This is a genomic window from Thalassospira sp. MIT1004 (assembly GCF_001858545.1).
GTDB classification, from domain to species: Bacteria; Pseudomonadota; Alphaproteobacteria; order Rhodospirillales; family Thalassospiraceae; genus Thalassospira; species Thalassospira xiamenensis.
Map to the genome: position 1 here is coordinate 141,239 of NZ_MCAO01000033.1, position 15,219 is coordinate 156,457.

The 15,219-nt window shown below is 55.4% G+C and carries 14 protein-coding genes; 3 read left to right on the plus strand and 11 right to left on the minus strand.

All coding sequences use genetic code 11. The annotated features are described in order from the left end of the window. Positions 1 to 55: 55 nt before the first annotated feature. The 5 genes from BC440_RS12180 to BC440_RS12200 form a co-directional block, all read right to left on the minus strand. The gene (locus BC440_RS12180) at positions 56 to 1,822 is read right to left on the minus strand and encodes a glucan biosynthesis protein (protein ID WP_223304902.1); all 1,767 of its coding nucleotides are present in this window, start codon (positions 1,820 to 1,822) and stop codon (positions 56 to 58) included. Positions 1,823 to 2,162: 340 nt separating this feature from the next. After that, positions 2,163 to 3,761, minus strand: coding sequence for a gamma-glutamyltransferase family protein (locus BC440_RS12185; protein WP_063092413.1), 1,599 nt, complete (start codon positions 3,759 to 3,761; stop codon positions 2,163 to 2,165). Between the two features lie 18 nt (positions 3,762 to 3,779). Further along, entirely contained in the window at positions 3,780 to 5,300 is a 1,521-nt protein-coding gene (locus BC440_RS12190; protein ID WP_007088644.1) for a tripartite tricarboxylate transporter permease, read from the minus strand. A gap of 17 nt (positions 5,301 to 5,317) precedes the next feature. Continuing rightward, positions 5,318 to 5,869: a tripartite tricarboxylate transporter TctB family protein gene (locus BC440_RS12195; RefSeq protein ID WP_063092412.1), complete on the minus strand. Its 552-nt coding sequence runs from the start codon at positions 5,867 to 5,869 to the stop codon at positions 5,318 to 5,320. Further along, the gene (locus tag BC440_RS12200; protein ID WP_063092411.1) at positions 5,866 to 6,810 is read right to left on the minus strand and encodes a tripartite tricarboxylate transporter substrate binding protein; all 945 of its coding nucleotides are present in this window, start codon (positions 6,808 to 6,810) and stop codon (positions 5,866 to 5,868) included. Before BC440_RS12200 ends, BC440_RS12195 begins: the two co-directional genes overlap by 4 nt. A gap of 238 nt (positions 6,811 to 7,048) precedes the next feature. On the opposite strand from BC440_RS12200, the gene BC440_RS12205 reads away from it, so the two are divergent. Both BC440_RS12205 and BC440_RS12210 read left to right on the plus strand, forming a co-directional pair. Beyond that, the gene (locus tag BC440_RS12205; RefSeq protein ID WP_037988410.1) at positions 7,049 to 7,882 is read left to right on the plus strand and encodes a sulfite exporter TauE/SafE family protein; all 834 of its coding nucleotides are present in this window, start codon (positions 7,049 to 7,051) and stop codon (positions 7,880 to 7,882) included. Between the two features lie 113 nt (positions 7,883 to 7,995). Next, positions 7,996 to 8,667, plus strand: a complete 672-nt coding sequence (locus tag BC440_RS12210; protein WP_063092410.1) for a FadR/GntR family transcriptional regulator — start codon at positions 7,996 to 7,998, stop codon at positions 8,665 to 8,667. Between the two features lie 23 nt (positions 8,668 to 8,690). Here BC440_RS12210 and BC440_RS12215 read toward each other — a convergent pair whose 3' ends face one another. From BC440_RS12215 to BC440_RS12235, 5 genes are all read right to left on the minus strand, one after another. After that, positions 8,691 to 9,446: an aspartate/glutamate racemase family protein gene (locus BC440_RS12215; protein WP_063092409.1), complete on the minus strand. Its 756-nt coding sequence runs from the start codon at positions 9,444 to 9,446 to the stop codon at positions 8,691 to 8,693. Then, positions 9,443 to 10,270, minus strand: coding sequence for an ABC transporter permease (locus tag BC440_RS12220; protein ID WP_063092408.1), 828 nt, complete (start codon positions 10,268 to 10,270; stop codon positions 9,443 to 9,445). The genes BC440_RS12215 and BC440_RS12220 overlap by 4 nt, the downstream gene beginning before the upstream one ends. A 1-nt stretch (position 10,271) precedes the next feature. Further along, entirely contained in the window at positions 10,272 to 11,117 is an 846-nt protein-coding gene (locus BC440_RS12225) for an ABC transporter permease (RefSeq protein ID WP_223304904.1), read from the minus strand. Positions 11,118 to 11,215: 98 nt separating this feature from the next. Further along, positions 11,216 to 12,532: a PotD/PotF family extracellular solute-binding protein gene (locus BC440_RS12230; RefSeq protein WP_063092407.1), complete on the minus strand. Its 1,317-nt coding sequence runs from the start codon at positions 12,530 to 12,532 to the stop codon at positions 11,216 to 11,218. Positions 12,533 to 12,559: 27 nt separating this feature from the next. Continuing rightward, a complete protein-coding gene (locus tag BC440_RS12235) occupies positions 12,560 to 13,645 on the minus strand; it encodes an ABC transporter ATP-binding protein (protein WP_063092406.1) in 1,086 nt (361 codons plus the stop codon). 315 nt (positions 13,646 to 13,960) lie between these two features. On the opposite strand from BC440_RS12235, the gene BC440_RS12240 reads away from it, so the two are divergent. Continuing rightward, positions 13,961 to 14,692 (plus strand): GntR family transcriptional regulator, encoded by a 732-nt coding sequence (locus BC440_RS12240; protein WP_063092404.1) that lies wholly within the window; start codon positions 13,961 to 13,963, stop codon positions 14,690 to 14,692. A 32-nt stretch (positions 14,693 to 14,724) separates the two neighbouring features. Here BC440_RS12240 and BC440_RS23630 read toward each other — a convergent pair whose 3' ends face one another. After that, complete coding sequence (locus BC440_RS23630; RefSeq protein ID WP_282097246.1) at positions 14,725 to 14,847, minus strand: hypothetical protein; 123 nt, start codon at positions 14,845 to 14,847, stop codon at positions 14,725 to 14,727. Positions 14,848 to 15,219: the final 372 nt, after the last annotated feature.

A 15,219-nucleotide genomic window follows, 5' to 3' on the forward strand; every position in this document is an offset into this window, starting at 1 on the left:
TCGGGCAAAACGCACCACACGGGCAATTGTGCCCGCGGGATTCGGGCCAAAGGCGTTAAAACACCCACGGCATCGTCCAGGTTTCACTCAGCACCCTGTCGTCATATTGCAGGAAGGCCCGTAAATTTGAACTTTGGGCGTCACCTGTCCCAATCAGATCAAAGATCACGCGAACCCCACCGTTTTCCGAATCCTTCATGATACGGACATTGCGTATTTCGGCATTGGACGCGCTGATATTGGCTTTAAGATTGTCGAGGTCAGCCAGATAATATTCAAGCTCTTCACCGGCAAAATTCAGGATGAAACGGGTTGCCGCCTGCGCGTCATCACCCTCAGACTGGATACGCATGATGCGCGTATCTGTCGCCTGTGACAGCTTGTGCAGGTCGCTTCCATCCTGTGTTGCCGCAATCTTATATTCGAATGTCAGCTCGGTTCCCGCCTCGGGCTTGTTCTGCGGGACCCAGAAGGCAACAATATTGTCGTTACCTTCGCTCGGGCTTGGTATCTCGACCAGTTCAACATGCCCTTTGCCCCAATCGCCTTTTGGCGTCACCCAATATCCCGGCTGCTGATCGAAACGGGTATCGAGATCCTGATAATGGTCAAAGTTCCGGTCACGCTGCAAAAGCCCGAAGCCGCGCGGATTTTCATCCAGGAACGAACTGATTTGCAGATTTGCCGGATTATCAAGCGGCCGCCAAAGCCATTCATTTTTACCGTTATTGATCAAAAGACCATCACTTGAATGAACTTCACCACGATAATCATCAAGGCGGCGGCGCTTCTGTTCGCCATAAAGGAACATGCTGTTCAATGGCGCAAGGCCGATCTTTTCGACACGATCCCGGAAGAAAAGCGTGCTGCTGACATCAACTTTGCTGTTGTTACCCGGGCGAATATCAAACCGATAGGCACCGGTTACGCGCACGCTATCAAGAAGCGCAAATACCGTGATCGTGCGCTCGCCTTGTTTGGGCGCCACGATCCAGAATTCACGAAATACCGGGATTTCTTCGCCGGACGGACCGGCAAGATCAATGGTCAGGCCGCGCGCCATCTGCCCGGCAACCTGATCACGCCCCAGAATGCGGAAATAGGAAGCGCCAAGGAAGGTCGCCAGTTCATCACTGCCTGCAACATTCCCCAACGGATACCGCAGACGGAAACCGGCATATCCCTGTGTCGAGAAATCATTACCCGAAAGGCCGGTCTCGCCAAAATCGAACAATCCCGCAGAATAGGGAACAGCCTGCACCTGACCTTCACGAATAAGGTTTATGGCAACCGGCACGTCATACATGTTGCCCGGATGATAAAGGTCCAGTGCGAAACCCGAATTCGCCTGACTGAAAAATGCTTTCTCGGATTTAAAGCGGATCTTCGCGTAATTATCGGAGCTAAGATTTGCCAGTGCTTCGGGCAGCTCACGATGCGGATTCTCGAACGGTTGTTTTGCAAGATTGCGCGCCCGCTCGATCACCTGTGCGGGATCAAAGGCCACTGGCACGGAAACCGCCGGTTTTTCAGCCGTCTCTGGTGCCGCCGCACCCTCAGCAGGTTGCACAGGATTTTCAGCAGAATTATCAGCAGGGGTTTGGGCACTATCCGCCGCCGGCTCTGTGCTTTCTGCTGCCGGGCTGGCCGTTTCGGCCTGTACGGGTACAGCAGGCTGCTCGCCTGACGAAGTTTCGGTCGTAGTGCTGCTATCCTGCGCGTGTACCGGGCCACTCGCCCCAAACGTTAAAAACCCCGCCAGCGCAACCGCAAGCAGAGCATGAACCGAGACACTGGTGACACGCTTTTGAAATCTGTACATATTTCCCGTCTGAGTTTTCCAACTGATCGGCGATTTTCCCGCCAAAGATGTTTTGCTTAAAGAACGGGGCAGCAATGTGACAGCATATTGATAAGAATCCGGTGCTGCCAGCATTTCAAATTCCGCATCTTGCGTCTTTACGCTTTTCCGGCCCAGACTCAAAGCAGCATTTTTGCATGGGCTATCCCCCTGAATTGCGGTGATTTCCATCTTGACGAACCGAAAAACATTAGCAGATCAAAATATCGGATTTTCATAAGAATTAAGGCCGGTCAAATTAATGACCGGCCTTTGCACCAGATGAATTAAGGGGAGCTCATCTGAATTGAGGATGGGAAGATTAATATCCGACGGCACAACCGTCTTTTCGCGGATCAGAACCGGCAACATATCCGGCATCGGTTTTCGCGATAAGCTGCGCACCACCAAAACCGAAATTGGTGCTATCGGGGGCCTCAACCTTGATCGCGTGCCCCTTGGTTTTCAGGGCATCGATCACATCCGCCCCGACCGAGGCCTCAACGGCAACCTCAAGCCCGGAAAGCGCCTGCCAGCGCGGCGCATCTGCCGCCGTTTGCGGGTCCTGCCCCCAAAGCTGGGTCCGAAGCGTCATCTGCAAATGGCCCTGTGACTGCATCGGGCCGCCCATCACGCCAAAGCTCATGACCGGGTTGCCGTCGTCCCCCATCAGGAAGCCCGGAATGATCGTCTGGAACGGGCGTTTTCCGCCTGCCACCTGATTGGGATGACCGTCTTTCAGGGTGAAACCGAAACCACGGTTTTGCAGGCTGATTGATGTGCCCGGCACAACAACACCGGACCCGAAACCCATATAGTTCGACTGGATGAACGACACCATCATGCCGCTTTCATCCGCCGCCGTGACATAGACCGTGCCGCCATGCTTTGGCGCACCGGCCTTGAAATCCTGCGCCTTGTTGGCATCAATCAATGCCGCACGCGATTTCAGGTAATCATCGGACAGCAGATGTTCGACCGTCACATCACGCATGTGATCCAGATCGGCAACATATTCATGCATATCCGCAAAGGCCAGCTTCATCGCCTCGATCTCAAGATGCAGGGCCTCGACCGAGTCCGGTGCATGATCGGCAATGTTGGTATGACGCAAAATACCAAGCGCAATCAGGGCTGAAATGCCCTGTCCGTTTGGCGGGATTTCATGCAGCTTGACCTTGCCAAAGCTTTGCGAAATCGTTCCGACCCAGTCGGTTTTATGATTTCCAAGGTCCTCTTCGGTCAGGACCGCACCATTTTCCTTGGCAAAAGCCGCAATTTTGGCCGCCAGCCGCCCGCGATAGAAACTCTCGCCACCGGTCTCTGCGATATCTGTCAGGCTTTCCGCAATCGCACGGTTGATGAACAATTCACCCGCCTTCGGTGCCTTGCCACCGGGCAGAAACGCCTCGGCAAAGCCCGGTTGCTTGCCCAAAAGATTGCCGCCCTTTTCCCAAAGGGTTGCAATGATCGGGGAGACGGCAAAACCACGGCTAGCATATTCGATGGCTGGCTCGAACAGTTTTTCAAACGGCAGTTTGCCAAACTTGTCGGAAATTTCGCGCCAGGCCGAAACGGCCCCCGGTACGGTCACAGATTCCCAGCCGCGCTGCGGCATGGCATCCGCCCCGGCAAAGCGTTCCGGCGACCATGCCGCGGGCGCACGACCAGATGCATTAAGCCCATGCAGCTCCTTGCCATCCCAGATGATCGCATAGGCATCCGAACCAAGCCCATTGCCGGTCGGCTCAAGCACCGTCAATGCAATGGCAGAAGCCAATGCAGCATCGGCCGCATTCCCGCCCGCCAGCAACATGCGCAAACCGGCCTGTGCCGCCAATGGCTGGGATGTCGATACAACATTGCGCGCAAGCACCGGTGACCGGCGTGAGGCATAAAGCGCGTCATGACGAAGTTTCATTGGAGTCTCCTGATCGGCTTAATCGCCGTCCTGTTCATCGGTGGCGGGACGGTTCTTTTTACGCATTTTAAGGATGGAACGGACACTGAAGATAACCGACAGCAACGCCGCCGCCAGAAGGACGGCTGAAATCGGTCGGGTAAAGAAAGTCATCCAGTCGGGATCACTCATCAATGCCCGACGCAGATTGGTTTCGGCAATCGGCCCCAGGATCACACCCAGCACCAGCGGTGCCAGCGGATAATCAAGGCATTTAAGGCCATAACCAACCAACCCGATAATCCCCAGAAGATACAGGTCCGTCACACGGTTATTAAGCGCAAACGCCCCAATAACGCAGCAAATGATGACGGTCGGCACGATGAACTGTTTGGGGATGTCGGTCACCCGCAGGAACAGGCGCATGGAAGCGACACACACCACCAGCATCATCAGGCTTGAAACGATCATGGCAATGAACATGCCATAGGCCAGATCGGCATGATCCATGATCAGGCGCGGGCCGACCGAAATGCCATGCACCATCAATGACGCCATCAGAATGGCATCCACCGCAGAACCGGGGATACCAAGCGCAATCATCGGGATCAGGCCGCCACCCGCCGTGGCAGAGTTACCCGCCTCGGACGCGACCACACCATCGGCGCAGCCTTCGCCGAATTTTTCCGGGTTTTTCGAACTGCGTTTGGCCTGATCATAGGCCAGCAGATTGGCGATCGATCCACCCGCACCCGGCAACGCCCCAATCAGAACCCCGATCATCGATGACCGGAACAGATTGACCGGTGCCATCAGGACTTCGCGCATGACTTTCCATGTCTTGAAGTCGATCACATCGGGGATCAGCGCCTGATTGGCCTTCTTGCCATGAATTTCCACTTCGCTCAGAAGCTGGCTGATCGCGAAAATACCAATCAGCACCACAAGGAACGGCAAGCCCGGCATCAGAAGATCGGTATCAAAGGTCAGGCGCGATTTGCCCATCATCGGGTCCGGGCCGATGGTCGCAATGCCAAGGCCAATGACGCCCGCGATCAAACCACGGATTAACGAATTCCCGACAAGGCTGGCAACAATCGTCAGCGCAAAGACGATCAGCGCGAAATATTCCCACGGGCCAAGCTTGACCGCAATCAGCGCCAGCGGCGGGGCGGCCACGATCAGAACGATGGTCGAAATCACCGTCCCGAAGAACGATGCCCATACACCCAGTGAAAGGGCCCGGCCCGGTTCCCCCTTGCGTGCCATCGGAAAGGCATCAAAGGTTGTGGCAACCGAACTTGGTGTTCCGGGAATCCCCAGAAGGGCGGCACTGATCAGGCCACCGGTATACCCACCAACATAAACCGACAGCATCACCGAAACACCCTGCAACGGCTCCATGGCAAAGGTCAGCGGCAGCGTCAGAATGATTGCCATTGTCACGGTAAAACCGGGGATGGCCGCGGCAACAATCCCGGCAACCGACCCGATCAGCATGTATGTCAGGGTATCAAAGGCAAATACCTGATGGGCCCCGGCAAGAAACGCATCCAGCATAATTTAAACTTTCCCGCCTAACCCGCGAACAGAACGCCGCGCGGTAAGAACACATTGAAAACTTCTGCAAACAGCAGGTTCAACCCGACCGAAAAAATCAGGGCGGCGATGATGGACTGCATGACCGTGCGTCGCGAAACACCCGCAATCATCAACTGCGCAATCAGCAGAAAGACAAAACTCGCAAGCGAAAACCCGGTCCACGGCAGAACGCCAAGATAAACCGCAAACAGCGCAAACAGGCCGATGGATACCCGACGCACATAAAGCCACTGGGTAAAGGCAGCCCCCACACCCGCAAGACCACCCGCCCGCACGATTTCAATGATCGAACGAACAGCCGCAATCAGGCAAAGCACCGCCAGCAGGGCAAAAACAAGCTTCGGGAAGGTGCCCGCCCCCAGCGGTTCCCAGCGTGACGTCGGCAAACCGGCCGCCATCGAGGACAGAACAACAGAAACGCCACCAAAAACGATATAGGAGATCAGCCGCGCCAATTCGGTGCGGGCGCGCGAAGCAGCGGATACACCTGTATCCGCTGCTGCTGCCTCCGTCACCTTGACGGTCATCCTTCGAGCTTGCCTACAAGCTTCGCGATGGTCGCATTAAGCTTTTCAAGATAGGCGCTGTATTTTTCCTGACCATAGAACACCGGATCGGCACCGGCATTTTTCATCAGCTTGATCACGTCTTCGCGCTGCATGACCTTTTCGATATGGGCTTCAAGCGCATCAACGGTTTCCTGCGGCGTCCCTTTCGGCAGAACCACACCACGCGTGATCACCAGCTCGGCATCCATGCCAAGTTCCTTAAGCGTCGGAACGTCCGGTGCATCATCGGTGCGTTCTGCGGTGCCAACGGCGGCATAAACCAGATCGCCATTGTCGACGAACTGCTTGGCAGATGAAATATCGCCAATTGCGATATCGATGTTACCACCCATCAGCGCACGGATACGCTCACCCGTATCGGTGTAACCGACATAGGAAAACTGAAGCCCCATGGCTTCTTCGATCATCGCGATATGAACATGCGGAATCCCGCCCAGCGTCACACCGGCGCGAACGGCACCCGGATGCGCCTTGGCATAGGCGACCATTTCTTCGAAGTTCGAAAAATTATCGTTCTTCGAAAGCGTCAGATACTGCGGCGACGATGCCACCAGTGCGACGGGGATAAAGCTGTCCCAGTTAAGCTCGGTAATTCCGGTCTGGCTCGATACCAGAAGACCTTCGTGAATCTGCGAAATGGTATAGCCATCTGCCGGACGTTTGGCGAATTCGGCAAGGCCGACATTGCCACCCACGCCGGGCATATTGATGACAGGAATGGCCTGTCCGGTTTCTTCGGCAAGGCCCTGTGCAACGATACGCATCAACGTGTCACTGCCGCCACCCGGCCCCCACGGCACGATGAATTCAATCGGTTTTTCGGGATAGCTCTGCGCCTGCGCGGGTGCGGCAAAGGCAGCAGCCATCAAACCGGCGGCTACGGCAATCTTGCGGAACATATGTTCTGCCTCCTGATGAGATTTGATACCTGAGTCTGAACCAATTTATATTTGGTTTGTTCATTTTGTCGCCATATTGTTGGCATTCTTGCATTTGGTTCGCAACTATTAAATCTGATTAATCGTGATTAATTGCCAGATTAAGCTGCTTAATGGCGCAAAACATTTGCCAACTACGACCAATCAGAGTTAGTACCAATACACCTAGATAGTCATTATTGGTTTGGATTGGTTCATCATGATTGAAATCGAAGGCACCATGAGCCTGTATCTGCTGTGGGGTGCGGCAATGCTGTTTGCCGGCATCGTTGGCGGCATCATGGCCGGGCTTCTGGGCGTCGGCGGCGGTATCGTCATTGTGCCGGTGCTGTATCATTTCCTGACCACCATGGGTGTGGATGAAAGCCTGCGCATGCAGGTTGCCGTCGCCACCTCCTTAACAACGATTATCGCCACCGCGATTTCATCCACCCGAAGCCACTATAAAAAGGGTTCGGTCGATATCGCCCTGCTTAAACACTGGGGCCCGGCAATTGTCGTCGGTGTTCTGATTGGCACCGCGATTGGTGGCTTTGCCGATGGCCGGGTTCTGACCATCGTGTTTGCCGTCGTCGCCCTGCTGGTTGCCGCCAATATGATTCTGGTCCGGGATCGCGAAACCGATACCCAGAAAAACCCGCCAAAATCCGTCTGGGCGATACTGGGTGTGATCGCGGGCAGCCTGTCGGCGATGATGGGGATCGGCGGTGGCACGATCTGCGTACCGGTATTAAGCTTCCTTGGATATGACATCCGCCGTGCGGTGGGCACATCGGCCGCAATCGGCCTGATCATCGCCCTGCCCGGCACCATTGGTTATGCCATGTCCGGCATTGGTGTCGACGGACGCCCGCCCTTCTCGCTGGGCTATGTGAACGTGCTGGCCGCGGCCCTGCTGATCCCGATGACGGTTCTTTTCGCACCGGTTGGCGCACGCATCGCACATTCCATCCCAAGGCGGGCCCTTCGCATCTGTTTTGGCCTGTTTCTGGCCATCACATCATTGCGCATGTTCTATGATCTGATTTCCTGATATCTGATTGGGATTGATGCTGTTCCGGGCTGACGAAACCGCAAGGGTGCAACATGCGGGCAACAGGCCGGAACAGATAAGATTTAAACGTCCAGATAACGATAAAAAACGCCATGAATGACATAGCAACCCAGGGGTTGGCAGAAAAGCTGAGAACAAGCTTCGCCGCGGGAGAATTCGTCAAGGACGGGCGCGTCATCGCCGAACGCGAACTGGCCGAACAGCTTGATGTCGGGCGCCGCGCGCTGCGCAAGGCATTGGATCAGCTTGAATCTGATGGCCTGATCTGGCGTCGTCAGGGTCAGGGCACCTTTGTCGGCACCCCGCCAACACCGCGCCTTCGCAAACTCGAAGGACTGGCCACCCGAACAAGCCCGTTTGAAATCATGGAAGTCCGCCAGGAGATCGAGCCATCCATGGCCCGGTTTGCCGCCCTGCGTGCATCACAGTCCGATATCGACACCATGCGCACCATGGTCGAAAACGCCGCCAAAGCCCAAAATCAGGGCGAATATGAAAAATGGGACGCGGCCTTTCATCAGAAACTGGCCGAAAGTGTCCGCAACACCCTGTTTCTGGCGGTGTTCGAAGCCGTCAGTGCCGTCCGCCGCGAAGCCGCATGGGCGCGTATGCGCGAAAGCAGCCATTCCGACCGCCTGATCAATGATCTGAGCACCCAGCATCGCGAGATCGTCGATGCCATAGAACAGCGCGACCCCAAACGCGCAGAAGACGCCATGCGCCGTCATCTGGTTCAGGTCGAACAGGCCCTAAAGCAAATCTGACCGGAAATCCGGCCCAAACCATCTCACGCCACCGGCGCAAACGCGGCAAATATCCCGTCATAGGTTTTCACCGGCGGGCTGGCATAGGCCCCCGCCTTGCTGGTCTGAAGCCCCAGCATCCCCATGGCTTCGATCAGCTTGACCGCCGCACTGACCCCGTCAATCACCGGCACGCCAAGCTCGGCCTGCAATCGGTCGGCAATATCGGTCATTCCGGCACAACCCAGAACAATCGCCTCGGCACCATCTTCGGCAAGGCAGTTTTCCGCCGAAATTTTCAGCGCCAGATAGGCCATATCCGCATTCTCGCCCTCGAAATCGAGTGTGCGAACACCCGCCGCCCGCACCACACATTGCGAAGATGCCCCATATTTCGACACCAGATGTTCAAGCGGCCGCACCGATACCGCCATCGGCGTGACGATGGCAAAACGCGACGCAACGATGGCCGCAAACCGAAGGGCCGCCTCGCACAACCCCATCACCGGCGCTTTGGTCAGGCAGCGCGCGGCATCGACACCGGTATCATCAAAACACGCCACCACATATCCGCTGATCTTCCCGCCCGAAGCCCCGTCTGCCTCAAGCCCGCGCATCGCGGCAAGCAACCCGACACTGGCAAATGCCTCGTCATAATAGCCCTCGATACTGGCCGGGCCGAACTGCGGGTTAAGGGCAACAATCTCGGTACCGGGCGCAACAATACGGCGCGCCTGCAAACCAACCTTTTCGGTAAACCCGACCGACATATTGGGATTGATAACCGCGATCCGGGTCATGCCTTTTGCCCCTTGCGATGCCGCAGGATCAGGACCGAACCAAGGGCTATGGCAATCACCACAAACGAAAAACCGGTCGTCACCGTGCCCAGCGCATAAAGCACCGGTGTCGTCACATTGGTCGTCATCCCGTAAATCTCAAGCGGCAGGGTATTAAGCGCCCCCGCCGTCATCAGCGTCCGGGCAAACTCGTCATAGGACAGGGTAAAGGAAAACATCGCGACCCCAATAAGGCTGGGTGCCACCATCGGCAAAACGATATGCCAGATGGTTTGCCAACTGCTCGCCCCCAGATCGCGCGCGGCTTCTTCAAAGGACGGATCAAACCGGTTAAACACCGCAAACATGATCAGAAGCCCGAACGGGAAGGTCCATGTCAGATGCGCGCCAAGGGCCGATGTAAACCATTGCGGTTGCCAGCTCACGATATTGAACAGCAATCCGATGCCAAGCGAAATCAGGATCGACGGCACGATCAGGCTGGCAATCGCCAGATAGAAAATCACGCTGTCCCCCTTGAACCGCTTGCGAAACGCCAACCCCGCCATAAAGGACACCAGAACCGTCACCACCATGACAATCAGGCCAAGCTTGAGAGATCGCAGGAACGATCCGCCAAAATCCCCGACCGCCTGCTGCTCAAACAAATTGCCGAACCAATGGACCGAAAATCCATTCATCGGGAAGGTCAGACCGCCATTTTCACCCTGAAATGACAGGATAAAGATCGTCAGCATCGGCCCATACAGGAACAGCACAAACAGCGCAAAGAAGGCCGCCAGAAAATAGAAACTTGTCGGGCGCTTTTCACGGGTCTTCGCCATCTCAAAGCTCCTTCCTGATATCGACCATGCGAAGCAACGCCGTCACGATCAAAAGCACGGTCACCAGAAGCACCACCGCACTGGCCGCCGCCGCCGGATATTGCAGCAACCCGATCTCATTGGAAATCTGAAGCCCGACCGAGGCACTCTGCCCGCCACTCATCAAACGCACCGTGATGAAATCGCCCATCACGACCGTGATGACAAAGATCGAACCGATTGCAATGCCGGGCTTCGATAGCGGCACAATCACGTGCCGCAGGGTTTCAAACCCCGATGCCCCGGCATCACGCGCCGCCTCGATCAGGGAACGGTCAATGCGCATCATCGAATTGAAAATCGGCACCACCATAAACAGGGTGTAAAGATGCACATCCGCCAGAACGACCGCAAAATCCGAAAACAGCAGGAATTCAAGCGGCTCATCGACAATTCCCAGCCCCATCAGGGCCGAATTCAAAAGCCCGTTGCGCCCCAGAAACGGAATCCACGAAATCATGCGAATGATGTTCGATGTCCAGAACGGGATCGTGCACAACATGAACAGGACAATCTGCCATGTCAGGCTGCGCACATGGAACGCCAGGAAATAGGCAACCGTAAACCCGATCAGAAGGGTAAAGCCCCAGGTAAGCGCGGCATATTTGAAGGTATTAAGGTAAATCTGCCAGGTTACTGAAGACCCCAGCAGGTATTTGTAATTTTCAAAAATGAAGTCGGGCAGAATGCGGTATTCGTCATAGTCCCAGAAACTGACGACAATAATCGTCAGCAACGGCACGACCAGAAAGATCGCAAAGATCAGCGCCATCGGCGAGATCAGGAAATACGACGATCGCTTGGACATATCAAACGCCATTGTCTGCCCTTTGAACCGGAAAAATCATCAGGGAAATCAGGATATCGGGCGCAACCAAAGCTGCGCCCGATCAAATTCAGATGCCCTTAGGCAGCGATGAATTCGTTCCACTTGCGGACCATGTGCTTGTTCTCGTCCATGACAGAGTTCCAGCACGCAACCGATCCCATGCGTTCCTCATACGAACCGCCATCGCGAACCGCACCGGCCTTTTCCATGACCTTGCCATCCGGGCTAAGGATATCGCCCTGGGCTTGCTTGCCTTCCATCCAGAAGCCCCATTCGTCTTCGGACATGAATTTCTGTGCGGTTGCCGGGGCTGCACTGTAATAACCCTGACGGTTAAGATACGCCCCGACCCAGCCCGACAGGTACCAGTCGATATATTCATACGCCGCCTCAAGTTCGAGGCCGGTAAGGTGCTTGGCAAGACCAATGCCACCACCCCATGCACGATACCCTTCCTTAAGCGGCTGGTATTTGCACGCAATGCCCTTGGACCGAACGGCAGCAACCGCCGGTGACCACATCGACTGGATCACGACTTCGCCCGATGCCATCAGGTTGACCGACTCATCGAAGCTCTTCCAGAAGGCACGGAACTGACCGGCTTTCTTGGCATCGATCATGATCGCAATCGTCTTGTCGATTTCTTCCTGGGTCATGTTGCCCTTGTCACCATAGGTGACTTCACCCATGGCTTCGCAAACCATGGCCGCATCCATGATCCCGATCGACGGAATATTCAGGATCGATGCCTTGCCCTTGAAGGCCGGATCAAGCAGATCGGCCCAGCTATTGATCGGACGTTCGATCAGGTCCGGGCGAATGCCCAGCGTATCCGCATTGTAAATCGTCGGAACAAGGGTCATCCACTGGGTCGGCGCAGATGCAAACTCGACACTGTCGGCCCCTTCGACAAAGCCAACCGTGTGCGGTGCCGTGCCCTGTGCAATCTCGGAATCCGGGGTCAGTTTGCCATCGATGAACAGCTTGGAGATATACTGATAGTTTTTAAGCTTGGTGGTATCCATCGGCTGCATGGTGCCCGCCGGGAAGACCTTCTTACAGATCCAGTATTCGATATCGGCAATATCAAACGATTTCGGCTGGGTTACCGCACGCTGGGCAACCGCATCGGAATCAAGGGCAGTCATCTGAAGCGTGAAACCAAGGTCTTCCTTAACCTTGTCGGCAACCGCATTGATGTTTGAAACACCCGTGCCGAACTGGCGCAACGTCACATCCTTGATGTTCTGCGCCCAGATGGTCGGGAAACCGGTGATCGCACCTGAACCAATCGCGACACCGGCAGTCGCAGCCGCCCCTTTAACAAAACCGCGGCGGGTGACTTCCTTGGTCGAAAGCAGGTTTTTCGTCGTTTTGGAATTGTCGGTCGTCATGTGAAGCTCCTGATAAATGATGTTTTTTTAGGCCAGAACATGCGCGTGTTCGGGTTTCCAGTAGGCGATGAACTTTTCCTTCCGGCGCACAGGCGCCTGCCGAAATTCGCTTTCGGTCTTCATCAGGGTGATTTCCTTGCCGTCATTGGTCGTCGCCACAATCCGCACCCAAAGGCCGAGATACTCGACCGTTGTGATTTCGACGGGAATCTGACCATTTTCGGCATCACCGGGCGCTGTTTCACCCAGTCCGATCAGGTCGGTACGAATTGTGAATTCAAGATCCTCGCCCGTGGCACCATCGCCATATCCGGGCAGGAAAAAGCTATCGGGCCCACGCGTCAGAAGCGTTCCCGCCGGGCTGCTTTCCGAAACCGTTCCCTTGAAGATATTCTGACCGCCCATGAAATTGGCGATGAAGCGCGAACGCGGCTTGTTGAATATTTCCTCGGGCGTGCCCTTCTGGCGAATGACACCGTCTTCCATGACAACAACCATGTCCGAAAGCGCAAGCGCCTCGTCCTGGGCATGGGTGACATGGACAAACGTGATGCCAAGCTCCTGCTGAAGGCGGCGCAATTCGTCGCGCATCCGCGCCCGCAGGAACGGATCAAGCGCTGAAAGTGGCTCGTCAAGCAACAGGACGGAGGGCTGCGTGATCAACGCACGCGCAAGCGCAATGCGCTGCTGCTGCCCACCCGAAAGCTGATCGGGCTTGCGATCCGCAAATTTTTCCATATGGACGCGGGCCAGCATTTCCTTGGCCCGTTCATTGCGCTCTGCTGTTGAAACGCCCTGCATCCGCAGACCAAATGCGACATTTTCCATGCAGGTCATATGCGGAAACAACGCATAATTCTGGAACATCATGGCCGTGCCGCGCTTGACCGGCGGAAGCTCGGTCACATTGCGATCCCCGATCAGAAGATCACCCTCGCTGATCACCTCATGCCCGGCGATCATGCGCAATGTCGTGGTTTTGCCGCAGCCGGATGGACCAATCAGGCAACAATAGGCCCCTGCCGGTATTTTGAGGTCGATCGATTTGACTGCGATGGTACTGCCGTAATGCTTACTGACAGCGATCAACTCAATGGCCCCGTTACCCTTCATGCGCCCACCCGTTACTGCATGCAAAATTGTTAACAATCCATATTTTCGATTGTAGGCAAATTGCATGCCACTTTCAGGATCGGCAGTTTTCCGCGAAGCGCATACAAAACCCCAAGGCGACAAAACCGGCCAATGCCCGATTCATACGCAACTTGTGCGCAATTTTTGCGCAGCAACATTCTTTTGATTAAACCTGATGCAATGCCATTCCGACTCACCAGAAAGGGCTGTCGCATTTTTTTGTTTTGCAGATCGTCAACAATTTTGTAGAAAAGAATTGACCCCTCGAATGAACAACCGGAAAGACGCGCCGCGATGGCCAACCCCGCACAGCCCACCCCCTATAAAGGCAGCGGTAAACTTCGCCCGGAAGAACTGATTTATCGGGAAATGCTCGACGCCATTCTTGACCGGCGGCTGGAACCGGGCATGAAACTGATCGAAGAAGATCTTGCCAAAACCTTCTCGGTCAGCCGTGCGCGCATCCGGGCCACATTTTTACAGCTCGCACACGACAAACTGATCAATCTGGTGCCCAATCGTGGTGCCTTTATCGCCGAACCGACCATTGACGAGGCCATCGAAGTCTTTTCAGCCCGCCGCATGATCGAGGACGGCGTGGTCCGAAAAATCGCCGCCAACATGACGCCCGACCGCGCAAGCCAGATCCGCGAACATCTGGAACGCGAACATCAGGCCCACCACGCAGGCGACCACCGCGCCGCCATCATCCTTTCGGGGGAATTCCACCTGTTGCTGGCCCGCCTTGCCGGCAACCTGGTGATCGAGGAATTTCTGGAACGCCTGATCCTGCGAAGCTCGCTGATCATTGCGATGTATGAAAGCCCGCAACCGGTTGATTGCTCTCACTCGGAACATGAAAGCCTTTTGAACGCCCTTCTGGGCGGCGACCCGGATCTGGCGGCCGCTGAAATGGCCAAACACCTTGATGCCATTCGCGACCGGTTGCAGCTTCAACGCCCCAAACCGGCCAAAACCGATTTCGCCAGCATCTTTGGCCGAAATCCCAAATCGGTTGCCAGCTAATCCGGCCAGTGATGGGTCGGGATTTTCAAATATCAGCACCCGTTATCGGCTTCCGTGAAGTCATGGGGCGGACCACGCAGCTTCCGCCCGAACACGCCAGAAATCCCTAGCCAGTAATCCTTGGCCGTAATGCGCGGCACAACACAGCGCAGCACTATACGGCACGGGCATACACGCCCGCAGACTACTGACACAGCATTCCCAACCAGATCATCATTCCCACGACGGCGGGAATCCAGTCTGTTTCAATGGGATATGGATTCCGGGTCTGCGCGCCGCTTTGCCCGAAATGACGATTTTGATCCATTCCGGGCTTTGTCAGTAATCTGAATTCTGACGGGCACACACGCCCGTCGCTTTCTCTGACCAAATATAATTGTATAAATTATCCAATGATGCTTAACTGTTTGAATCTCTACTGGCGGCTGCCGATGTCGATTTTGTCATATAATATGATATTTACATCGCCGCCCCGATTTCCTAAGCTGCGCCGAAGAAAACCGCGCAAATCGGGCGTTTGCAGATTA

Coding starts and splice junctions, on each gene's coding strand:
- BC440_RS12180 (WP_223304902.1), bottom strand. CDS start 1,822: ATGTACAGATTTCAAAAGCGTGTCACCAGTGTCTCGGTTCATGCTCTG.
- BC440_RS12185 (WP_063092413.1), bottom strand. CDS start 3,761: ATGAAACTTCGTCATGACGCGCTTTATGCCTCACGCCGGTCACCGGTG.
- BC440_RS12190 (WP_007088644.1), bottom strand. CDS start 5,300: ATGCTGGATGCGTTTCTTGCCGGGGCCCATCAGGTATTTGCCTTTGAT.
- BC440_RS12195 (WP_063092412.1), bottom strand. CDS start 5,869: ATGACCGTCAAGGTGACGGAGGCAGCAGCAGCGGATACAGGTGTATCC.
- BC440_RS12200 (WP_063092411.1), bottom strand. CDS start 6,810: ATGTTCCGCAAGATTGCCGTAGCCGCCGGTTTGATGGCTGCTGCCTTT.
- BC440_RS12205 (WP_037988410.1), top strand. CDS start 7,049: ATGATTGAAATCGAAGGCACCATGAGCCTGTATCTGCTGTGGGGTGCG.
- BC440_RS12210 (WP_063092410.1), top strand. CDS start 7,996: ATGAATGACATAGCAACCCAGGGGTTGGCAGAAAAGCTGAGAACAAGC.
- BC440_RS12215 (WP_063092409.1), bottom strand. CDS start 9,446: ATGACCCGGATCGCGGTTATCAATCCCAATATGTCGGTCGGGTTTACC.
- BC440_RS12220 (WP_063092408.1), bottom strand. CDS start 10,270: ATGGCGAAGACCCGTGAAAAGCGCCCGACAAGTTTCTATTTTCTGGCG.
- BC440_RS12225 (WP_223304904.1), bottom strand. CDS start 11,117: ATGTCCAAGCGATCGTCGTATTTCCTGATCTCGCCGATGGCGCTGATC.
- BC440_RS12230 (WP_063092407.1), bottom strand. CDS start 12,532: ATGACGACCGACAATTCCAAAACGACGAAAAACCTGCTTTCGACCAAG.
- BC440_RS12235 (WP_063092406.1), bottom strand. CDS start 13,645: ATGAAGGGTAACGGGGCCATTGAGTTGATCGCTGTCAGTAAGCATTAC.
- BC440_RS12240 (WP_063092404.1), top strand. CDS start 13,961: ATGGCCAACCCCGCACAGCCCACCCCCTATAAAGGCAGCGGTAAACTT.